The organism is Pantoea sp. Cr_R13 (assembly GCF_029222565.1).
Lineage (GTDB): Bacteria > Pseudomonadota > Gammaproteobacteria > Enterobacterales > Enterobacteriaceae > Pantoea > Pantoea eucalypti.
Genome location: NZ_JARHXL010000018.1, coordinates 494,526 through 514,910, shown reverse-complemented (window position 1 = coordinate 514,910; position 20,385 = coordinate 494,526). Strand labels below are relative to the sequence as shown.

Sequence of the window (20,385 nt, the reverse complement as noted above, 5' to 3'; positions counted from 1 at the left end):
CCTTGCCGACACGGCCAGAATAAACGTGTCATTATGGCACAAAAAATAGACTGAATAAATATCCAGTACTCTTGCGCGCCAGAACAGAGAGGGTTAAAACTGGAACCCCGCTCGAAAGTGGGAAACAGTCCGCAGGACGTGTTAGAATTGATAGATTAGACTGTATGCATTAACTCATCGGGAGACAGCAACATGGCCAGTCGTGGCGTTAACAAAGTGATTCTTGTCGGGAATCTGGGTCAGGATCCGGAAGTACGTTACATGCCAAATGGTGGCGCTGTTGCCAACATTACGCTGGCTACGTCAGAGAGCTGGCGCGACAAGCAGACCGGTGAAAACAAAGAGATCACTGAGTGGCACCGTGTGGTGCTGTTTGGCAAACTGGCTGAAGTCGCAGGCGAATACCTGAAAAAAGGTTCGCAGGTTTACATCGAAGGCCAGCTGCGTACCCGTAAATGGCAGGATCAGGGCGGCCAGGAACGTTACACCACCGAAGTTGTGGTTAACGTTGGCGGCACCATGCAGATGCTGGGCGGACGTCAGCAGGGTGGAAACGCGGGTGCACCAGCAGGTGGCGGCGCGCAGGGTGGCAACAACAATGGCTGGGGTCAGCCGCAGCAGCCGCAGGGCAATAACAACCAGTTCAGTGGCGGCGCGCAGTCTCGTCCGCAGCAGCCACCGAGCGCGCCGGCCAGCAACAACAACGAACCACCAATGGATTTCGACGACGATATTCCATTCTGATTTCGCTGGCTGGAATTTCTCTGGCCAAAGAGTGCAAAAAGCCCGCTTATGCGGGCTTTTTTTATGCACAGCTTTTGCGGCCTGTTACGACCATTCTGCCAGAATGGCCTCCGTGCTCAGCACACGCGGCACGTTGCCAGGGATCAGCAGTGAAGCCCACACCTCATTGTGCTGGTTAATCAGCGCATCGGCGCTGACCCAGCGGCGATCTGCCGTGGTGTGTGCATCCGCAGCGACGGTGATGGCATAGCCCGCACTGGCTCCGACTTTTATTGTGGTATCCAGGCAGTAGTCTGTGGCACAGCCGCACACCACAAATTCCTTAATCGCCAGCCTTTCTAACAGCGCGCCCAGCTCAGTTTGCCAGAAGCTGTCGCAGGCGGTTTTTGTGATGTAGTGCGCGCCAGCAGGCTGAGCGATTTCCGGCAGCAGTTCAAACGCTTCATTCCCCTCACACATCGTGCCTTCACGATGTTGTATAAAGAGGGTGATGTCGGCGCGTGCGGTCAGCCGGTTAATCTGCGCCACCCGTCCCGCTTTATCGAAGCGTGGCGAGCTGAATACGCCATTCTGCATATCGACAACCAATACCACGCGCTGTGCCATGCTTTACTCCATCTGGTTTAAAAAAACAGTGTTACCTGCGGCGTGATGGATAGCAATCTTTTGCATTTCCACCCTGGTCACAGGCATGCTTAACCCACTGGTTAAATAAGGAGAGAGAAGTGGAAGGTGTTCCGGCGAGTTTCCCCTATGAGAAAGATCGCGCCCGCTTTCAGCAACTCGCAGAGCTGCCTGGTGTGGAGCTTTATCAGGCTCACATCTCCCGCTACGCCTTTGAACCGCATACCCATGAAGCTTTCGGAATTGGCACCATCGAAGCGGGTGCACAGCGCTTTCGCTATCGTGGCACTGAATATACGGCGCCGGAGAACTCGCTGGTCATGATGAATCCGGATGAGCTGCACACCGGTGAGTCCGCTTGCGAAGAGGGCTGGCGCTATCAAATGATCTACATTCAGCCGCAGCTGATGGACGAACTGACCGGCGATCGCGGCTGGTGGTTTAATGAGGCGCTGCTGACCGATTCGCGTGTGGCGCAACCGCTCTCCCGAACACTTGCCGCACTCTGGCAGGCGGAGTCTGAACTGGCACGTCAGAGCCTGATCGCTGAACTGCTGCTGCAGATCCGTCCGCTGGCATGCATGTCTTCACAGGGCAGACCCGACACCCGGCATCGTTTTGATCAGGTGCGCGATTTCCTGCGCGACAACCTTGCTGAACCCGTGCGGCTGGATGAGCTGGCAGCACTGGCATCGTTATCGCCGTGGCACTTTTTACGCGCTTTTCGCCAGCACTATCACGTGACGCCCCATCAGATGCTGATGGCTTTCCGGCTCTATGATGCCAAGCAAAGGCTGGCTCAGGGAGAAGCGGCCGCCAGCGTCGCGGCGGCGGTGGGATTAACCGATCAGGCCCATCTTACCCGCGCTTTTGCCAATCGGTACGGCATCACGCCGGGCCGCTATCAGAAACAGGTGCGCCAATCCTGATATCACCGCAATCTGCTACAAGCATTCCCCGCCCGAACCCGCCACACTCTGTCAAAAAGCTATATAAGGAAGGAATCATGTTTGCTGGTGTCATGTTTGCCGTCACCGCCGGGCTGATGTGGGGGCTGATCTTTGTCGGGCCACTGCTGGTGCCTGACTACCCCGGCGCGCTGCAGTCGGCGGGACGCTATGTGGCGTTTGGATTGATTGCGCTGCCGCTGGCCTGGCATGGTCGTCATCGCCTGCGTCAGCTGGCTCGCGCCGACTGGCTTGAGGCCGTAAAACTCTCGCTGGTGGGGAACCTCTTCTACTATGCGTTTCTGGCGAACGCCATTCAGCGCACTGGCGGCCCGGTCTCGACCATGATTATTGGCACACTGCCGGTGGTGATCGCCGTGACGGCCAATCTCTGTTACGGCCATCTTGAAGGAAGATTGCCGTGGCGGCGGCTGTTTCCGGCGCTTGTCATGATGGCGGCCGGCTTACTCTGCGTAAACGCGGCGGAGCTAAAAAGTCAGGGCCAGTTGCTTGATCTGAGCCGTTATCTCACTGGTATCGTGCTGGCGCTACTGGCCGTAGTCTGCTGGACCTGGTATCCGCTGCGTAATGCCCGCTGGTTGCGCACACATCCCGAGCTGCGGCCGTCGACCTGGGCCACCGCGCAGGGTCTGGTCACATTGCCCATGGCGTTGATCATGTATGCGCTGGTCAGTGTGCAACTCACCTGGCAACAGCCCGACTTTTCGTTGCCGTTTGGGCCCCGTCCCGGCGTGTTTATCTCCCTGATGCTGACCATTGGCCTGCTCTGCTCCTGGTTTGGCACATTATGCTGGAACGCTGCCAGCCAGCGTCTGCCGACCGTATTGATGGGGCCACTGATCGTTTTCGAGATTCTTTTTGGCCTGTTGTGGACTTTTCTCTGGTATCAAAGCTGGCCACCGCAGCTCACTGTGACCGGCATTGTTTGTCTGATGGCTGGGGTGCTGTGGGCAATGCGTATTAAACCTCAACCTCTTGTGGTCTCATTGAACGAGTAAACCGCAACATCTATCCAAATCGCTCTGCCGCGCGAACAGCATGTCGCGCGGCTTTTTAAGATTAAACCCTATGCCGATTTGCACGCTCTCCGACAGATTTATGCCGCGAAATCGATTTCATTCCGCCAGGTGATAGTACCGTCTCCCGCAATTGCCTCTCTCATTCCCCATTCTTCAGTGAAAAAACGGTACTTACGGTCTGCGGAGAACACCCCTTTTCGGGTCTGACCGTGTTTTATTGCTCAGATATCGGTCATTAATCAGGATAAATAGCGCAGCATTATGGACGTTATGCTTTCTCTCACGGCTTTTTATTGCGTGGTGGCACTGAGAACAAGAGGCGAAAAACCACCATTAACTTCATTCAGTGATAAATGAGTAAGAGAATTCCGCCGTTGCGTTATTAATTAAAGATTAATCTCTGGCATCAATGATGCGCAATGATGAGAGTGAAAAGAGAAGCGTGTAACGTTAGTGATAAGGAGCAATAAACTATTTATCCCGGATTAATCCTGGAGAAAGTTTATGCAATAAACCCATCATCGGAAATTAAAGCGCAGCCGCAGAATTTGAGTCAGGGCCACTGTTAACTTAAAACGGCGACGGCTGTTTTTCGCACGATGTTTAAAGCAGCTTAATGGTATTGAGCAGAATTAGTTCCGACGATTAGCTGGGCTTACGTAAAAAAACAGAGGGCCCAATCCCGTGTCAACGAGATTGGGAAGGGAAGAATAGGCGTAGAATGCGAGACTTTTGCTGTTGTGAATCAATTTTACCGCAAAAAAAGAAGCTTAGCCGTGAAGCCATTCATTAGTTATAAATGGAGCGGAAAAGGGTGCCGCAATTGTCCTGTTAAATGATCTTCATCTCTTCTGGTAAGAACAAATCTCAGCGTTAAGTCTAAAAAGCGCGGTAGCATTGGGTTTAGCGGTTCTCCGTGCCTGACGGATAATGGTACACACTGCGACTGATATCTAATAGTCTGCAGCTACGGCGTGTACCGATGTCGAAGGTGGCCTGCAGGAAATCCACAGCCTGACGCTTTTCGTTTGTCGTAAAGAAGTGCTTAAGAACGCTCTGCAGCATCTCTTTATCGGAGTTGAGCGTCTGCAACTCACGCGTGATGTTTTGCAGTTTTTCTTCCAGCTCCTTGATTTTTCTGCCTTCTTCCGAAGACAACCCAGAAAACTTCTTTTTCCAGCTATAGAACGTGGCTTCAGAGATACCTAACTCTTCACAGATCTCTCTGACTTTCACGCCCGATTCAGAAGCTTTAATGGCATTTGTGATTTGATCTTCGCTGTATCGTGACTTTCTCATAAATGCTCTTACCTTTCTTATCGATTAATGGATGAGAATGACTTTAATAATTTCTGGCACTGTAAGATTTTATTAAGGCAGTATTAAAGTACGCGAATTGAATTGCGAAGCCTAAATTAAGATATTTAGAAGAAATATCATCATGGGATAAATCTTATTTTATTCTTATCGGGGGGGCGTACCTTCCTGGAGGGGCATTTTTGTTATAAATTCATCGCATCCAAAATACGAAATAAATACAACGTATGCGGGATATTTAGCCTGAGCGATGTGATTAATATGGCGGTCAGGCGCTTTAGGGTTGTTTTATTTTCAGCCTGAAATCGTTTCCATTTGAAGTGATTCGCACCATTTATAATAAGAATTATCCTGAATTCACTCTCCGGATTATGACTTGCATCTCAATTTTCGGACCAGTTTGGTCTGAAGTCTTACATTTTCGCCAGGCCCACTGAGCGCTTATTAATTCGTTACAGGGATGTTGTACCGAAGCGGTTGTAGTTGAGTAATACTAAGGAAGAGTCGATGAAATTGAGCGTAATGTCTAATGCCGCCTGGATGATGTCTGAGAAGATCATCTCCGTTTTTGGCGTCATTTTTGTGACGTCTTACGTGGCGAAGTCTTTTGGCCCAACGGTGTTTGGTCAGATGGCGTTTTCTACCTCACTATTTGCGATGGTGCAAACCGTTGCGATTTTTGGCACCGAAACCATTCTGTTTAAGCGCGTCAGCAAAAATGCGTCAAAAGGCCTGCGCCTGATGACCATTGCCCGTACGCTGCGAATGGTGTTATTGCTGGTCACTTCGGTGCCAGTCTTAATCTGGGTCTGGTACAACATGCAGGAAAATTTCCTGGCGTTTGCACTGGCCTCATTTGTTGCCTCCGTTTTTGTCACCCAGGACACCTTCAGCGTTTATAACAACGCGCGTCTTGCTTCGCGTCTTAACACCATTGCTAACGCCGTGGGCATGCTGCTGAGTTTCAGCATCAGTTTTACCGTCGCCTGGCTGCGTCTCAATCCACTCTGGCTGACGCTGTCGATTGTCGCCGTCACGCTGGTGCCTTACCTGATCAAGCGTCGCAACTTCTATCAGGACCATCAGGATCAGATGCCGCCCCGCGAGAAGCGTACCGCCTATCTGCGCTATCTGATGTATGCCGGACTGCCGCTGGCCATCTCCAGCATCTTTATTTCGGTGCAGGTCAAAGCCGCACAGATGTTTCTGGCAGGCACGGCTCCCGCCCGCGATCTGGGTCTGTTTGCGGCGGCGAATACCATTTCCGCTTCCTGGATTTTTATCCCGGTAGCGCTCATCACCTCCTGCTTCACTGAGATCTTCAGGGAGCGCGGCGAGGTCGCCATTAAGCTGGCTGCGCGGCTCAATGGTTACGTTATGGGTGTTTCATTGTTGATGCTGCTTGTTATTTCGCTGTACGGCGAGCGGATCATCATTGCGTTGTACGGACCGGCATACACACAGTCAGGAAGTCTCATTACGTTGCTGTCGATAGCGACCAGCTTTTCGGCAATGGGGACCGTAGCGTATCGCTACATGGTCAAAGAGGGAGGATTTAACTACTTACTGAGGAAAATCATCTGCCTGATGGTCATCAGTCTGCCGCTCTCCTGGTGGTTGATCCAGGGTCACGGCATCATGGGGGCCGCGTGGAGCGTTTTCCTTTCAGAACTTTTGTCCCTGACCGTAATGAATTACTTCTTTAAAAACGGCGTCATTCAAAAGATTCAGGTTTCCTCACTCAACTACAAAACATACAAATGAGGTCAGATATGCTCAAGTTGAAAGAAGAACTCAGAAGAAGTGTGCAGTACTTTATTAAGAAGATGCCCTGGGCTTATCAGGACCGCATTTACTACTTCCACAAGTTCAGAAAGCTGCCCAATCTGCGTCAGCCAAAAGTGTTCAATGAGAAGGTGCTGTACCGTAAGTTTATCTTCGGCGATTACCAGAATTACGGTCGTCTGTCAGATAAGTACTCGGTGCGCGAATTCATTGCTGAAAAAATCGGTAATGAATACCTGATTCCGTTGGTACACGAAACCACTGACCCGACAACGCTGAACAGCTTACCCTGCTGGAAGGGGACGGTGATCAAGCCGAACCACGCCTCCAACATGGTTGAGATTTTGCTGGAAGAGCCGGATGCCCTTCGCAAGCAGCAGATCATTCATGACTGCTATCGCTGGCTGAAGACTGACTTTGCCAACGAAGCGCGTGAGATTCACTATCGCTACATCAAGCCACGTATCCTGGTTGAGAAGTACATTGGTGATGGCAAGAGCGCGCCGATTGATTACAAGTTCCATATGTTCAACAAGCGAGATGGCAAGTTCGAATATGTGCTGCAGGTGATCTACAACCGCTGTCAGCCGCTGCTGTCGATGAATTTCTACGTGAACAACCTCAACGAGGCCTATCACAAAATTCGCGATACCGGTCTGGATGTGTCACCGATTATGCCGTCACTGGAACATGCGCTTGAACTGAGTAAAAAACTGGCCAGTGATTTCGACTACGTACGTGTGGACTGGTATATCCATGACGAACGGATCTACTTTGGCGAACTGACCTTCACCCCAGGTGCAGGACTAGTCACCGGCTTAGATCGTGGTTTAAATCAGATGATGGGAGATATGTGGATTCAGGACCGCCGCGGAACGCAGAGCCCGGGCGCTACCGTGCAGGATGTTAATATTCCTGCCATGTTGAAGAAAATTTAAGCACACACAGCAATATAAAAAACCCCGCTTAGCGGGGTTTTTTATGCGCAAAATTCAGGCAATCAATCAGGGCATCGGCCAGTCAGCAGGCGCCTGGCTCATAGCTTCAATAAAGGCATGCTTTGAGATTTCCACGAAGTTATGCACGTTATCCATACTCAGGGTAATGCCCATCAGGCCGGTGACAAACCAGCAGGTCATGCCTAAACCAATCCCGCCACACATAAATGCCATTACGTGACGGCTATCCTGACGAAGTTTGGTTTTCAGGGTGCTGGCAAAAAACATCATGATTGCGCTCAGCAATTCCCAACGCATAACAAGAAAACTGGTGGTTAACGTAGCCATCGGCCGGACCTCAATATCAGTGAGTTTCCCTGACAATTTGCGGATATCACCGGCGGCGGGAAAGCGTGTCAGGGGGTGCTTTTTCGCCGTCAACCCAGGTTCAAAGTGTGACTTGGGTCACATTATATCACCCGATTTTAAATTTTGAACAAAATTTGACTCTGGTATGGTACTGACGGCAGGAAAAAGTGCGCAGTAAAAGAACAAGGGCGGGAAAATCAGTCAGATGCGCCCAGGGCGGGCGCAACGGAGAATCAGCGAACCGGGCAACACTCGCCGGTGGTGCGCTGGGTAAAGCTATTGATTGGATCGTTATAGCCAAAACCTGGCTGGCGAGGGCGCTGAATCGCCTGACGTCGCATGGTGTGGCGATAAGCGGTTGGCGTCTGTGCAAACTGACGACGAAACACGCGGGAAAAGGTCTGCTGCGAGTCATAGCCATACTGCATCGCAATATCAAACACCGGTCGCTGTGTCTGTGACAAAGCTTCAGCTGCCAGCGTCAGGCGGCGCTCACGAATATAGCCACCCAGCGTTTGTTTCGTTACGGAACGGAACATACGCTGCAGATGCCATTTCGAATAGCCCGATTTGGCCGCAACTTCATCGATCGACAAGCTCTTATCCAGGTTCTGGTCAATCCAGTGCGTCAGGGAATGAATGATCTCTTCTTGCATCATGGCCTCATCCTTCTGGTGTTTAATAAACGCTAATGGGAGTTTAGGGGTTTCGATGGAGAGCGAGTATAATTCCTCAAGTTAACTTGAGGTAAAGAGCCTGATGAAAAAAGAACGCAACTATCCAAAACCGGTTTTAACACCGGGTGAAGTGGCGCGCCGTAGCGGTGTGGCGGTCTCGGCGCTGCACTTCTATGAGACAAAAGGATTGATCTCCAGCACGCGAAATAGCGGCAATCAGCGGCGATACAGCCGTGACGTGCTGCGACGTGTTGCGATTATCAAGATTGCTCAGCGCATCGGTATTCCGCTGGCGACCGTGAGTGACAGTCTGGACCATATTCCCGCAAACAAGCGTATGTCCACACCAGAGTGGGATGCGCTGACGCAGCACTGGCGCGAAGAGCTGGATAAGCGTATTGAAACCCTGACCCGCCTGCGCAATGACCTCGATGGCTGTATTGGCTGCGGCTGCCTGTCGATGCGCGACTGCCCGCTGCGCAACCCCGGCGATAGGTTGGGTCAGCAGGGCTCAGGTGCCGTGCTACTCGACCCGGAACAGGATGATAAACATACCGATACAGAGTGACGTCTATACTTGGTGAAGGTCAAAACACAGGGAATCATGATGATCACCGTTCACCATCTCGAGAAATCGCGCTCGCATCGGGTGCTGTGGCTGCTGGAAGAGCTCGAAGTGCCGTACCAGATTAAACGCTATCAACGCGAACCGACCATGCTGGCTCCGGAGGCGCTAAGAAAAGTGCATCCGCTGGGGAAATCGCCCGTCATTACCGATGGCAATCGGGTGGTGGCAGAATCCGGTGCCATTCTCGAATATCTCGAAGAGAAACATGACCACGCGTTCCGGCTGAAAGTCAGTGATGAGGAATCACTGCTACAGTGCCGTTACTGGCTGCATTATGCCGAAGGCTCGCTGATGCCACTGCTGGTCATGAAGCTAATCTTTGGTCAGATGGGCAAAGCACCGGTGCCCTGGCTGCTGCGTCCGGTTGGGGCAGCATTCGGCAAAGGCGTGCAGAAAGCTTTCCTGGATAAACAGCTGAAGCCGCACATGCAGATGATCGAACAGCATCTGGCTACTCACCCCTGGTTTGCCGGCCAGCGTTTCTCGATTGCGGATATCCAGATGAGCTTTCCGCTGCTGGCGCTGGCGCAACGTGCCGGACTCGATCAGATGCCTGCCACGCAGAAATGGCTTCAGGTCGTGCAGCAGCGTGCTGCCTGGCAACGTGCGATTGATCAGGGCGGCGAGCTTTCACTGCCAGGTTAGTCCTCTTTTCCACCGGCGCGTTGGGTCTCCTCATGCCTGCGCCGGTGCGCTTTTTCTCGGGAAAATCGCTTTAACTTCAGGATGTCAGCAAGTGATCACGGCTTGTACCGGACGCCTCTCCCTTCTTTACCTCTGATTTTTATGCTGATGAATCTCCCTGTTGCTGTTGAAAATGTGCCGCTAAACGCCCGATAATCCCCTGCCTTTTTATCTGGCCGATTTTAGCGGCTAACTATCTGCGGCAAGGTAAACGTTTGCCTGCCAGGTTAAACCGGGCAGTGACGCCGTCTACCCGCTTATTCCAGGGACAGCGATGGTCGCAGAGCGATCCACACAACAAGAAATTTGAGGCTCAACTATGTCAACTGAATCACGCCCGGCCAGTGGAAAACTGGACGCCTGGTTCTCGATCTCGGCGCGCGGCAGCAGCGTGCGCCAGGAAATTCTGGCCGGACTCACCACCTTCCTGGCGATGGTCTACTCCGTCATCGTGGTGCCGGGAATGCTGGGCAAAGCCGGTTTCTCCCCCTCCGCCGTGTTTGTTGCCACCTGCCTGGTCGCCAGCTTTGGCTCCCTCCTTATGGGGCTATGGGCCAATCTGCCGATGGCCATTGGCTGTGCGATCTCTTTAACCGCCTTTACCGCTTTCAGCCTGGTGCTGGGTCAGCACATCAGCGTGCCGGTGGCGCTGGGTGCCGTGTTTCTGATGGGCCTGCTGTTTACCCTGATCTCGGTGACCGGCATCCGCGCCTGGATCCTGCGTAATCTGCCGATGGGTGTAGCACACGGAACCGGCGTCGGGATTGGCCTTTTTCTGCTGCTGATTGCGGCTGACGGCGTCGGGCTGGTCGTAAAAAATCCGGCACCGGGCCTGCCGGTGGCACTGGGCCACTTCACCAGTTTCCCGGTGATGATGACGCTGCTGGGACTGGCCGCGATTATTGGACTGGAGAAGCGTCGGGTGCCCGGCGGCATTCTGCTGACGATTATCGCTATTTCACTGCTGGGCCTGATCTTTGACCCTGCGGTGACCTGGCAGGGACTGTTTGCACTGCCAAGCCTGCGTGATGCCAGCGGTCAGTCGCTGCTGTTTAGCCTGGACATTATGGGCGCGATGCAGCCGGTGGTGTTGCCCAGCGTGCTGGCACTCGTGATGACCGCGGTCTTTGACGCTACCGGCACCATTCGCGCGGTCGCGGGTCAGGCCAATCTGCTGGATAAACAGGGGCAGATTATTAATGGCGGTCGTGCGCTGACCAGTGATTCTGTCAGCAGCCTGTTCGCGGGACTGGTGGGCGCATCACCGGCTGCGGTCTATATCGAATCGGCGGCAGGCACCGCAGCAGGCGGCAAAACGGGTCTTACTGCGATTGTGGTTGGCCTGCTGTTTCTCGCTATTCTGTTTATGTCACCGCTGGCTTATCTGGTGCCGGCTTACGCGACCGCACCCGCCTTAATGTATGTGGGGCTGCTGATGCTCAGCAACGTGGCAAAAGTCGACTTCAATGATTTTGTCGATGCGATGTCGGGCCTGTTAACGGCCGTGGTCATTGTGCTCACCTGCAACATCGTAACCGGCATCATGATCGGTTTTGCGAGCCTGGTGGTGGGCCGCCTCTTTGCCGGTGAATGGCGTAAGCTCAACGTCGGTACGGTCATTATTGCTGTCGCGCTGGTGGCATTTTACGCCGGTGGCTGGGCTATCTGACTGCACAACCGGGCGTGCGCTTGTGCGCCCGGTATTTGTCACTTTTTTCCCGCCCGGCGCACGCGTAGCTGACAACCTTCACCGCAGTTTGTTTTACACTTTAATGCTTAACCAATGATTGAAAGAAACGACGCCTAAGGAAAGCATGGAAATCTTTTTTACAATTCTCATCATGACGCTGGTCGTGTCGCTCTCTGGCGTCGCGGCTCGTATTCTCCCTTTTCAGATCCCCTTGCCACTGGTTCAGATCGCCGTGGGTGCGATGCTGGCCTGGCCAACGTTTGGTCTGCATGTCGACTTTGATCCAGAGCTGTTTCTGGTGCTGTTCATTCCGCCGTTGCTGTTTGCGGATGGCTGGAAGACGCCCATCAGTGAGTTCCTGCATCATGGCCGCGAGATAATTGGCTTAGCGCTGGCGCTGGTGCTGATTACGGTGTTCGGCATTGGCTATCTGATCTACTGGCTGGTGCCGGGTATCCCGTTGATTCCGGCGCTGGCGCTGGCGGCCGTGTTGTCGCCTACCGATGCCGTGGCGCTTTCCGGCATTGTGGGTGAAGGCCGCATTCCCAAAAAGATTATGTCGATTGTGCAGGGCGAAGCCCTGATGAATGATGCATCGGGTCTGGTTTCACTGAAATTTGCCGTGGCCGTTGCCATGGGCACGATGGTGTTTACCTGGGGCGGTGCCAGCATTGAGTTTCTGAAGGTCGCCGTGGGTGGCCTGGTCGCGGGTGTGGCAATCTGCTGGCTCTACGGTAGGTCGTTGCGCCTGCTCAGCCGCTGGAGCGGTGACGATCCGGCCACTCAGACCGTACTGCTGTTGCTATTGCCTTTCGCCTCTTATCTGATTGCTGAACATCTGGGTGTTTCAGGCATCCTGGCGGCAGTGGCGGCCGGTATGACCATCACCCGTTCCGGTATTATTCGTCAGGCCCCGCTGGCGATGCGTCTGCGTGCAAACAGCGTCTGGCAGATGCTGGAGTTCGTGTTCAACGGCATGGTCTTCCTGATGCTGGGCCTGCAGTTGCCGGATATTCTGCAGACCTCAATCGACCAGGCACAGGCCGATCCGAACGTCGAACTCTGGATGCTGTTTGCCGATATCGGGCTGGTCTACGCCGCGCTGATGATCGTGCGTTTTGGCTGGCTGTGGATTATGCAGCGTTTCAGCAAACGTCTGCTGAAGAAGAAACCGATGGAGTTCTCTAACTACTCGCTACGTGAGCTGTTGATCGCCTCTTTTGCTGGTGTGCGCGGTGCCATTACGCTGGCCGGTGTGCTGTCGATTCCGCTGTTCCTGACCAATGGCGAGCCTTTCCCGGCGCGTTATGAGCTGGTGTTTATCGCCACCGGTGTGATTCTGTTCTCATTGCTGGTGGGCGTAGTGCTGCTGCCGATTCTCCTGCGTGGCGTGGATACCATTGATAAAGGCGCGCACCGCCGTGAGCTGCAGAATGCCCGTGCGGTAATGGCAGGCGCCGCGATTGAAAGCCTTCACAAGATGGAAGAGCGACTGGAGAATGGATCGGAAGAGAACATCGATCCGGAACTGCTGAAAGAGGTGAGTCTGCGAGTGATTGGCAACCTGCGTCGTCGTGCCGAAGGAAAGAATGACCTCGAACACGCGCTGTATGCTGAGAACCTTGAGCGTCGCTTCCGCCTGACCGGATTGCGTGCCGAGCGCGCGGAGCTCTATCATCTCCGCGCGACCCAGCAAATTTCCAATGAGACGATGCAGAAGTTACTGCACGATTTGGATCTACTGGAAGCGCTGCTGATCGAAAAAGAAGAGTAAGTCTGACCGGCACGCCTGCGCATTCATGCGGGCGTGCCAGCCTTTCACACCGACAGGCGCGGCGGCTCATCCGGCCAGTGCTCCCGGCAACAGTTGATCCACGCCTGCGCACTGCGCGACAGATAACTCCCTTCCCGCCAGATTAAACCCAGACTCCACTTCAGTTCCGATTCCAGCGGCAGCCACAACAGCGACTGCTTATCCAGCCGCTGACAGATAGGCTCTGGCAGAATCGCCAGCCCCATTTCCGCCTGCACCATCGCCGCCAGAAAATCCCACTGACCGCTCCGCACTGCCACCGTGGGCGTCAGGTTAAGCCGCTGAAACGCCTGCATCAGCTGACGATTCAGCGAAAACTCCTCATTGAAAATCAGCAGCGGATGCGCGGCCAGTTCTGCCAGCCCAATCTGCTGGCGGCTGAGCCATTCCGGGCGACGCGGCAGCAGCACGCAAAGCGGATGATGCATCAGGGGCAGGGTGTTCAGCGGAAGCTCAGCATCGACCGGCAATGCGGTCAGGGCGATATCCAGACTGCCCGCCAGCACCGCCTGCTGAACGGTCAGACCGCCGAACTCAGAGATTTTCAGCTGAACGCCGGGATAGCGGCGGCGAAAGGCGGAAATCGATCCGGCTATCTGCATACCGACCATCGGCGGAATGCCGAGTCGCAGCTCGCCGGTTTTAAGCTGGTTGATGTCACCAATCTCCGCTTCCAGCTGATGAAACTCCTGCAGGATCGCCAGGCCACGCTGATAGACCGCCTGACCGCTGTCGGTAAGATGAAGACGACGGCCATCGCGCAGGATCAGCGTACAGCCCAGCTCCTCCTCCAGCTGGCGCAGCATTTTGCTGATGGTTGGCTGCGTCACAAACAGCTTTTGTGCCGCACGGGTAAAGCTCTGCTGGCGAACCACTTCAGTAAAGTAACGCAGGGCGCGAACATCCATAACTATTCCTTTCAGGCATGATTACGATAATTTTAATTCATTTTTTTCACACTCTGTTGGCGTTTTATACTGGCGACATCAATTTAATCGGGGAGACACGGTGATGGCGTTAGCACTCACTCCACTCAGCAACCGCGCAGTGCAATGGCTTAGCCTGCCACTGCAGGTAGGGTTATATATTGGCCTGTTTGTCGCCAGTCAACAGCTGGTGAGCTGGCTGCACCTGCCACTGCCTGCCAATATCGTCGGGATGCTGGTGCTGCTGGCGTTGATCGTAACGCGGATTGTGCCGCTGAACTGGGTAAAAGCCGGGTCGCGCTGGCTGCTGGCCGAGATGTTGCTGTTTTTTATTCCGGCGGTGGTGGCGGTCGTGAACTATGGCGCGCTGCTGCGTGTGGATGGCTGGCGCATCTGTGTGGTGATTGGTGTCAGTACGACGCTGGTGCTGGCGTCGACCGCCTGGGTCGTGGACCGGCTTTATCAGTATGAAGTCGCGCGCGCCGCGCGTAAGCAGAATCCAGATGCGTGATTTTATCATCAGTCTCTTGTGTGTCGCGGTTACGCTGCTGGTCTATGCACTGAATAAACGGCTTTATAGCCGCTGGCGGACACTGCTGTTAATGCCACTGGTAATGACGCCGCTGGTGCTGGTCGGACTGCTGCTGCTGACGCACATCAGCTGGCAGGATTACATTGCTGAAAACCACTGGCTGCTCTGGTTGCTGGGACCCGCTACGCTGGCGTTTGCAGTGCCAGTCTATGAGAACGTGGAGATTATTAAGCGGCACTGGCTATCCCTGAGCGCGGGCGTATTGACCGCCACGGTGGTCGCTGTCTGCAGCTCGGTCTGGCTGGCGCGGCTGTTGACCCTGCCAGAGTCAATCCAGCGCAGTCTGGCGGTGCGCTCCATTACTACCCCGTTTGCGCTGGCCGCAGCCGGACCAATTGGCGGTCAGCCCGATCTGGTTGCGCTGTTTGTGGTCATCACTGGCGTATTTGGCATGGCGGTAGGTGACGTGCTGTTTCTGCGCCTCGCAATCAAGCAGGGTGTGGCGAAAGGGGCCGGGTTTGGGGCTGCGTCGCACGGTGCCGGAACGGCGCGTGCTTATCAGCTTGGGCAGCAGGAGGGCGTGGTCGCCAGCCTGGTCATGATGCTCTCGGGCGTAGTGACCGTAGTGCTGGCCCCGCTGATTGGACACCTGATGTGGACAATATAGTCTACACTGCGTAGCGCAGAGGCAGCGGTAATTCTGAACGCGACACGTATTTTTACGTAAAGTTTCCCGGATTTTGTTGTCTCTCCGTTTCAGGCTGTTAACCTTGCGGCCGAATTAATTGTCCTTCACGGAGTGGAATCATGTTTAAGCAACTTGTTACCGGGAGCGCCCTTGGGCTGGTTTTACTGAGCGGCGCCGCTCAGGCAATTGAAGGCAGTGTTGATGTCAGCGAACACAACACCAACCTGAACCTGGGTCTGGGCACCACAACACCCGGTCTGTTTCTGAAAGGTAACTGGCTGCGTAGCGACCATGACGGCAGCACCTACGGTGCCGGTCTGGGTTACAACGTTGATTTCGGGCCGCTGCGTCTGGCGCCGACCGCAAAAGCGATTTTCACCCATCCTGAAGATGGAAAAGATGGATTTGCGGTGGCGCTGGGTGGTGCAGCACATTACAGCTTCAACAGCATGTGGGGCCTGTATGGTGAGTATTATTACGCGCCAGAGTCGTTCACCGATCATCTCGACAGCTATCAGGAAGCCGCTGGCGGCCTGAGCTTCACGCCGGTTTCACTGCTTAACCTGCGTGTGGGTTATCAGTACATCGAACTGAACAACAAAGATGGACGCAAAGATAACGTGCTGGTCGATGGCCCGTACGTGGGTGCATCTCTGCGCTTCTGATTCTGTTGCGTGAAAGAGAAGGGCGACTACTTCTGTAGTCGCCCTTTTTTATTGGCTGCTCGTTATCAATGTTAAACGGCGATCAGCGCGCCTTACCCTGTTCAATGCCGGTGCCCGTCTGCGAGCGAATAAACTGTGCGCGGAAGCGTGAACGTTCCTCTGCGCCCTGCTGCGAATGGTCGGTGACAGAGAAGAGCCAGATGCCCACAAATGCCACTACCATGGAGAACAGCGCTGGATACTCATACGGGAAAATCGGTGTCGCATTTCCCAGCACCTGCACCCACACGGTTGGGCCAAGGATCATCAGGATGACGGCAGTCAGCAGACCCAGCCAGCCGCCCACCATCGCGCCGCGCGTGGTGAGTTTTGACCAGTACATCGACAGCAGAATGATCGGGAAGTTACAGCTGGCCGCAATTGAGAAGGCCAGCCCGACCATAAAGGCGATGTTCTGCTTCTCAAACAGAATACCCAGCGCAATAGCGACTACGCCCAGCGCCAGCACGGTGATTTTGGAAACCCGCAGCTCATCTTTCTCGCTCGCCTGACCTTTGCGATACACGCTGGCATAGAGGTCGTGAGAAACCGCCGACGCACCCGCCAGGGTCAGGCCCGCGACCACGGCCAGAATGGTGGCAAAGGCAACCGCTGAGATAAAGCCCAGGAAGGTGCTGCCGCCCACGGCGTTAGCCAGATGCACCGCCGCCATATTGGTGCCACCAATCAAGGCGCCACTGGCATCTTTGAAGGCCGGATTAGCGCCTACCAGCAGGATGGCACCAAAGCCGATAATAAAGGTAAGGAAATAGAAGTAACCCATAAAGCCGGTGGCCCAGAAGACACTTTTACGGGCCTCTTTGGCATCCGCGACGGTGAAGAAGCGCATCAGAATGTGCGGCAATCCGGCTGTACCAAACATCAGGCCCAGCCCCAGCGACAGCGCCGAGATAGGATCTTTCACCAGTCCGCCAGGCTGCATAATCGCGATGCCTTTTGGATGGACTGCCATCGCTTCGGTGAACAGCGTATTAAAGCTGAAATTGGCTGCTTTCATTACCATGATGGCCATAAAAGAGGCACCAAACAGCAGCAGCACCGCCTTGATGATCTGCACCCAGGTGGTTGCCAGCATGCCGCCAAACAGCACGTACATCACCATCAGAATGCCCACCAGCACCACCGCCACATGATAGTTCAGGCCAAACAGCAGCTGGATAAGCTTACCGGCACCCACCATCTGCGCGATCAGGTAGAGCGCCACCACCACCAGCGAACCGCAGGCTGACAGGGTGCGAATCGGCATCTGCTTCAGACGATAGGAGGCGACGTCAGCAAAGGTATAACGACCCAGGTTGCGCAGCCGCTCGGCAATTAAAAACAGAATCATCGGCCAGCCGACCAGGAAGCCGAGCGAGTAGATCAGTCCGTCATAGCCAGAGGTGTAAACCAGTGCCGAAATGCCCAGGAACGAGGCTGCTGACATGAAGTCACCCGCCATCGCCAGGCCATTCTGAAAGCCGGTGATATTGCCGCCCGCAGTGTAGTAGTCGTTGCGCGAACGGGTGCGCTTTGACGCCCAGTAAGTAATCCCCAGCGTGGCGCCGACGAAAATCGTAAACATGATAATCGCCTGATAGTTGGTCGCCTGGCGCTGCACCGCACCGGTAATCGCATCGGCGGCCAGCGCTGAAAACGGCAACATCAGGGCCAGTAGCCATAAGGTGAGACGGGTCATGATTTCACCTCGCGGAGGATCGCTTTGGTTAAACGGTCAAATTCCCCGTTGGCGCGCCAGACATAGACACCGGTCAGCACAAATGACATCACAATCAGCCCGACGCCAATCGGGATGCCGCGCGTCACATTGGTTCCGGCATGCAGCGGCGTACCGAGCCAGCCGGGCGCAAACGCAATCAGCAGGATAAAGCCGACATAGAGCACCAGCATGATCAGCGACAGCAGCGTCGCGAACGCCTGGCGCTTATGGACTAACTCATGAAAAAGCGGATTACGTTCAATCTGCTGATTGATTGCATCCTGATTCGAAAGGGCGTCATTCATCACATTTTCTCCAGAGGGCTTGCAGGCAAGAACCTCACGACAGGGCGTGGATTCAGCTGGTTATAATATTTGTGACTACCGGAACAGACTGCGTAGGGCGGGGGTGGCGGGAAGCGATCTTCCCGCCGGACAGCGTGCGCTTAAGGCATTTTGATCGATTGTTTCTCCTCAAGCAGTTTTTCAACTACGCCAGGATCGGCGAGGGTAGAGGTATCACCCAGGTTGCTGGTATCACCGGTGGCAATTTTGCGCAGAATACGGCGCATGATTTTGCCGGAGCGGGTTTTCGGCAGTGAGTCGGTCCAGTGCAGCACATCAGGCGTGGCAATGGGGCCAATCTCTTTGCGGACCCACTGGCGCACCTCGGTGTACAGCTCCGGCGACGGCTCTTCACCGTGATTCAGCGTGATATAGGCATAAATCGCCTGGCCTTTGATGCTGTGAGGTATCCCCACCACGGCAGCTTCGGCAATTTTAGGGTGCGACACCAGCGCCGATTCAATCTCAGCGGTTCCCAGGCGGTGACCGGAGACGTTAAGCACGTCATCAACGCGTCCCGTGATCCAGTAGTAGCCATCTTCATCGCGACGGGCACCGTCTCCACTGAAGTAGACATTTTTAAAGGTAGAGAAGTAAGTCTGCTCAAAACGGTCGTGATCGCCAAAGAGTGTACGCGCCTGTCCCGGCCACGACTCGGTGATCACCAGATTGCCTTCACAGGCACCTTCCTGTGGCTGACCTTCGTTGTCCACCAGCGCCGGTTGCACGCCAAAGAACGGTCGGGTGGCGGAGCCGGCTTTCAGTTCGGTCGCACCCGGCAGCGGCGTGATCATGAAGCCGCCGGTTTCGGTCTGCCACCAGGTATCCACAATCGGACAGCGGCTGTTACCAATTTTCTTGTAGTACCACTCCCAGGCTTCCGGGTTAATCGGCTCGCCGACCGAACCCATAATGCGCAGGCTGCTGCGGTCGGTGCCGGCAATCGCTTTATCCCCTTCTGCCATCAGCGCACGGATGGCGGTCGGCGCGGTGTAAAGCAGGGTGACTTTGTGTTTATCAACTACTTCCGCCATACGGCTCGGTGTTGGCCAGTTCGGCACCCCTTCAAACATCAGGGTGGTGGCACCACAGGCCAACGGACCATACACCAGATAGCTGTGACCGGTTACCCAGCCGACGTCTGCGGTGCACCAGTAGATATCATCCTGATGATAATCAAAGACGAACTTAAAGGTGGTGGCGGCATAGACCAGATACCCGCCAGTGGTATGCAGCACACCTTTGGGTTTGCCGGTTGAGCCCGACGTATAAAGGATAAACAGGGGATCTTCCGCGCCGACTTCGGCTGCAGAATGGTTGGTGCTGGCGTTGAGCATCAGGTCATGCCACCACTGATCGCGGCCGTCAACCCAGCCCACATCTTTACCGGTGCGCTGGAACACCACCACGTTTTTCACGCTGGTGACGTTGGGATTTTTTAACGCGTCATCGACATTTTTCTTCAGCGGAATGCTGCGACCGGCGCGGATCCCTTCATCGGCCGTAATCACCAGCGAAGCGCTGGAATCGACGATACGGCCAGCGACCGCTTCCGGTGAGAAGCCGCCAAAAATCACCGAGTGGACGGCACCAATACGCGCACAGGCCAGCATTGCCACCGCGGCTTCCGGCACCATCGGCATATAGATCGCCACCACGTCGCCTTTTTTCACGTCCAGCAGCTCCAGCACGTTGGCGAAGCGACAGACTTCAGCATGCAGCTGGCGGAAGGTCAGGGTTTTGCTTTCGCTGGCGTCGTCGCCTTCCCAGATAATCGCCGGGTGATCGCCGCGCGTGGCGAGATGACGGTCAAGGCAGTTTGCCGCCAGGTTGAGCGTGCCATCTTCGTACCAGCGAATGTTAATGTTACCTGGCGCAAACGAGCAGTTTTTCACTTTGCTGTAAGGCTTAATCCAGTCAAGGATTTTGCCCTGTTCGCCCCAGAAGCTGTCTGGATCGTCGACAGATTGCTGATACATCGCCTGATACTGCTCTGCTGTAATCAGGGTGTTTGCTGCAATATTCTCTGGAACAGGATGAATGTGATTTTGGCTCATGGCGGATCTCCTTGAAGATGTTAATGATATGTCAATCAATGGTTAATTAAAGCCTGCCCTGAGTCTTTGTTTCTTTTTTGCGCCACAGATCACGTGATAGCGCTTCCGCCGCAAAACGTGAAGCCGGATTGCTACTTTCGTTTAACGCTCTGACGGCG

At 54.5% G+C, this 20,385-nt stretch carries 20 protein-coding genes; 12 read left to right on the top strand and 8 right to left on the bottom strand.

All coding sequences use genetic code 11. From position 1 onward, the window contains the following. Positions 1–192: 192 nt before the first annotated feature. A complete protein-coding gene (ssb1, locus tag P2R09_RS19315) occupies positions 193–744 on the top strand; it encodes a single-stranded DNA-binding protein SSB1 (RefSeq protein ID WP_275772041.1) in 552 nt (183 codons plus the stop codon). Between the two features lie 84 nt (positions 745–828). Here the strand turns inward: ssb1 and P2R09_RS19310 are convergent, their stop codons facing one another. Continuing rightward, complete coding sequence (locus P2R09_RS19310) at positions 829–1,350, bottom strand: isochorismatase family protein (RefSeq protein WP_275772039.1); 522 nt, start codon at positions 1,348–1,350, stop codon at positions 829–831. A 119-nt stretch (positions 1,351–1,469) separates the two neighbouring features. Here P2R09_RS19310 and P2R09_RS19305 point away from each other — a divergent pair, with 119 nt between their 5' ends. Both P2R09_RS19305 and P2R09_RS19300 read left to right on the top strand, forming a co-directional pair. Further along, on the top strand, positions 1,470–2,297 hold the full coding sequence (locus tag P2R09_RS19305; RefSeq protein ID WP_275772037.1) for an AraC family transcriptional regulator: 828 nt from the start codon (positions 1,470–1,472) through the stop codon (positions 2,295–2,297). A 77-nt stretch (positions 2,298–2,374) separates the two neighbouring features. Then, positions 2,375–3,334, top strand: coding sequence for a DMT family transporter (locus P2R09_RS19300; RefSeq protein ID WP_275772035.1), 960 nt, complete (start codon positions 2,375–2,377; stop codon positions 3,332–3,334). A gap of 924 nt (positions 3,335–4,258) precedes the next feature. On the opposite strand, the gene P2R09_RS19295 is transcribed toward P2R09_RS19300, so the two are convergent. Next, positions 4,259–4,654, bottom strand: a complete 396-nt coding sequence (locus P2R09_RS19295; protein WP_003855733.1) for a transposase — start codon at positions 4,652–4,654, stop codon at positions 4,259–4,261. 525 nt (positions 4,655–5,179) lie between these two features. Here P2R09_RS19295 and P2R09_RS19290 point away from each other — a divergent pair. Beyond that, positions 5,180–6,436: an oligosaccharide flippase family protein gene (locus tag P2R09_RS19290; protein WP_039660669.1), complete on the top strand. Its 1,257-nt coding sequence runs from the start codon at positions 5,180–5,182 to the stop codon at positions 6,434–6,436. Between the two features lie 8 nt (positions 6,437–6,444). Then, on the top strand, positions 6,445–7,395 hold the full coding sequence (locus P2R09_RS19285; RefSeq protein WP_008926611.1) for an ATP-grasp fold amidoligase family protein: 951 nt from the start codon (positions 6,445–6,447) through the stop codon (positions 7,393–7,395). 66 nt (positions 7,396–7,461) lie between these two features. Here the strand turns inward: P2R09_RS19285 and P2R09_RS19280 are convergent, their stop codons facing one another. After that, entirely contained in the window at positions 7,462–7,743 is a 282-nt protein-coding gene (locus P2R09_RS19280; protein WP_078804888.1) for a YjcB family protein, read from the bottom strand. A 254-nt stretch (positions 7,744–7,997) separates the two neighbouring features. After that, positions 7,998–8,423: a superoxide response transcriptional regulator SoxS gene (gene soxS, locus P2R09_RS19275; protein ID WP_275772031.1), complete on the bottom strand. Its 426-nt coding sequence runs from the start codon at positions 8,421–8,423 to the stop codon at positions 7,998–8,000. Positions 8,424–8,523: 100 nt separating this feature from the next. Between soxS and soxR the strand changes: the two genes are divergently transcribed. The 4 genes from soxR (at position 8,524) to P2R09_RS19255 (ending at position 13,217) form a co-directional block, all read left to right on the top strand. Continuing rightward, entirely contained in the window at positions 8,524–9,009 is a 486-nt protein-coding gene (soxR, locus tag P2R09_RS19270; protein ID WP_003855725.1) for a redox-sensitive transcriptional activator SoxR, read from the top strand. Positions 9,010–9,048: 39 nt separating this feature from the next. Then, positions 9,049–9,714: a glutathione S-transferase gene (locus P2R09_RS19265; protein WP_275772146.1), complete on the top strand. Its 666-nt coding sequence runs from the start codon at positions 9,049–9,051 to the stop codon at positions 9,712–9,714. Between the two features lie 358 nt (positions 9,715–10,072). Then, positions 10,073–11,422, top strand: coding sequence for an NCS2 family permease (locus tag P2R09_RS19260; protein ID WP_275772028.1), 1,350 nt, complete (start codon positions 10,073–10,075; stop codon positions 11,420–11,422). A gap of 145 nt (positions 11,423–11,567) precedes the next feature. After that, positions 11,568–13,217, top strand: a complete 1,650-nt coding sequence (locus P2R09_RS19255) for a Na+/H+ antiporter (RefSeq protein ID WP_275772025.1) — start codon at positions 11,568–11,570, stop codon at positions 13,215–13,217. A gap of 44 nt (positions 13,218–13,261) precedes the next feature. Here P2R09_RS19255 and P2R09_RS19250 read toward each other — a convergent pair whose 3' ends face one another. Then, positions 13,262–14,164, bottom strand: a complete 903-nt coding sequence (locus tag P2R09_RS19250) for a LysR family transcriptional regulator (protein WP_008926616.1) — start codon at positions 14,162–14,164, stop codon at positions 13,262–13,264. Between the two features lie 103 nt (positions 14,165–14,267). On the opposite strand from P2R09_RS19250, the gene P2R09_RS19245 reads away from it, so the two are divergent. From P2R09_RS19245 to P2R09_RS19235, 3 genes are all read left to right on the top strand, one after another. Then, complete coding sequence (locus P2R09_RS19245; protein WP_033763398.1) at positions 14,268–14,693, top strand: CidA/LrgA family protein; 426 nt, start codon at positions 14,268–14,270, stop codon at positions 14,691–14,693. Next, positions 14,686–15,381 (top strand): LrgB family protein, encoded by a 696-nt coding sequence (locus P2R09_RS19240; protein ID WP_039660666.1) that lies wholly within the window; start codon positions 14,686–14,688, stop codon positions 15,379–15,381. The genes P2R09_RS19245 and P2R09_RS19240 overlap by 8 nt, the downstream gene beginning before the upstream one ends. A 140-nt stretch (positions 15,382–15,521) precedes the next feature. Then, positions 15,522–16,067, top strand: a complete 546-nt coding sequence (locus P2R09_RS19235) for a YfaZ family outer membrane protein (protein ID WP_003855717.1) — start codon at positions 15,522–15,524, stop codon at positions 16,065–16,067. A gap of 82 nt (positions 16,068–16,149) precedes the next feature. Here P2R09_RS19235 and P2R09_RS19230 read toward each other — a convergent pair whose 3' ends face one another. The 3 genes from P2R09_RS19230 to acs all read right to left on the bottom strand — a co-directional run bounded on the left by P2R09_RS19230 (position 16,150) and on the right by acs (position 20,227). Further along, positions 16,150–17,805: a cation acetate symporter gene (locus P2R09_RS19230; RefSeq protein WP_275772020.1), complete on the bottom strand. Its 1,656-nt coding sequence runs from the start codon at positions 17,803–17,805 to the stop codon at positions 16,150–16,152. Continuing rightward, complete coding sequence (locus P2R09_RS19225; protein WP_003855715.1) at positions 17,802–18,131, bottom strand: DUF485 domain-containing protein; 330 nt, start codon at positions 18,129–18,131, stop codon at positions 17,802–17,804. The genes P2R09_RS19230 and P2R09_RS19225 overlap by 4 nt, the downstream gene beginning before the upstream one ends. 140 nt (positions 18,132–18,271) lie before the next feature. Further along, complete coding sequence (acs, locus tag P2R09_RS19220) at positions 18,272–20,227, bottom strand: acetate--CoA ligase (RefSeq protein WP_275772018.1); 1,956 nt, start codon at positions 20,225–20,227, stop codon at positions 18,272–18,274. Positions 20,228–20,385: the final 158 nt, after the last annotated feature.

What these genes read in the sequence shown, in the direction of transcription:
- P2R09_RS19280 (WP_078804888.1), bottom strand. Translation starts at nt 7,743, where the DNA reads ATGGCTACGTTAACCACCAGTTTTCTTGTTATGCGTTGGGAATTGCTG.
- P2R09_RS19255 (WP_275772025.1), top strand. Translation starts at nt 11,568, where the DNA reads ATGGAAATCTTTTTTACAATTCTCATCATGACGCTGGTCGTGTCGCTC.
- P2R09_RS19225 (WP_003855715.1), bottom strand. Translation starts at nt 18,131, where the DNA reads ATGAATGACGCCCTTTCGAATCAGGATGCAATCAATCAGCAGATTGAA.
- P2R09_RS19235 (WP_003855717.1), top strand. Translation starts at nt 15,522, where the DNA reads ATGTTTAAGCAACTTGTTACCGGGAGCGCCCTTGGGCTGGTTTTACTG.
- P2R09_RS19245 (WP_033763398.1), top strand. Translation starts at nt 14,268, where the DNA reads ATGGCGTTAGCACTCACTCCACTCAGCAACCGCGCAGTGCAATGGCTT.
- P2R09_RS19265 (WP_275772146.1), top strand. Translation starts at nt 9,049, where the DNA reads ATGATCACCGTTCACCATCTCGAGAAATCGCGCTCGCATCGGGTGCTG.
- P2R09_RS19230 (WP_275772020.1), bottom strand. Translation starts at nt 17,805, where the DNA reads ATGACCCGTCTCACCTTATGGCTACTGGCCCTGATGTTGCCGTTTTCA.
- P2R09_RS19295 (WP_003855733.1), bottom strand. Translation starts at nt 4,654, where the DNA reads ATGAGAAAGTCACGATACAGCGAAGATCAAATCACAAATGCCATTAAA.
- ssb1 (WP_275772041.1), top strand. Translation starts at nt 193, where the DNA reads ATGGCCAGTCGTGGCGTTAACAAAGTGATTCTTGTCGGGAATCTGGGT.
- soxS (WP_275772031.1), bottom strand. Translation starts at nt 8,423, where the DNA reads ATGATGCAAGAAGAGATCATTCATTCCCTGACGCACTGGATTGACCAG.
- P2R09_RS19310 (WP_275772039.1), bottom strand. Translation starts at nt 1,350, where the DNA reads ATGGCACAGCGCGTGGTATTGGTTGTCGATATGCAGAATGGCGTATTC.
- P2R09_RS19260 (WP_275772028.1), top strand. Translation starts at nt 10,073, where the DNA reads ATGTCAACTGAATCACGCCCGGCCAGTGGAAAACTGGACGCCTGGTTC.
- P2R09_RS19250 (WP_008926616.1), bottom strand. Translation starts at nt 14,164, where the DNA reads ATGGATGTTCGCGCCCTGCGTTACTTTACTGAAGTGGTTCGCCAGCAG.
- P2R09_RS19285 (WP_008926611.1), top strand. Translation starts at nt 6,445, where the DNA reads ATGCTCAAGTTGAAAGAAGAACTCAGAAGAAGTGTGCAGTACTTTATT.
- P2R09_RS19240 (WP_039660666.1), top strand. Translation starts at nt 14,686, where the DNA reads ATGCGTGATTTTATCATCAGTCTCTTGTGTGTCGCGGTTACGCTGCTG.
- acs (WP_275772018.1), bottom strand. Translation starts at nt 20,227, where the DNA reads ATGAGCCAAAATCACATTCATCCTGTTCCAGAGAATATTGCAGCAAAC.
- P2R09_RS19300 (WP_275772035.1), top strand. Translation starts at nt 2,375, where the DNA reads ATGTTTGCTGGTGTCATGTTTGCCGTCACCGCCGGGCTGATGTGGGGG.
- soxR (WP_003855725.1), top strand. Translation starts at nt 8,524, where the DNA reads ATGAAAAAAGAACGCAACTATCCAAAACCGGTTTTAACACCGGGTGAA.
- P2R09_RS19290 (WP_039660669.1), top strand. Translation starts at nt 5,180, where the DNA reads ATGAAATTGAGCGTAATGTCTAATGCCGCCTGGATGATGTCTGAGAAG.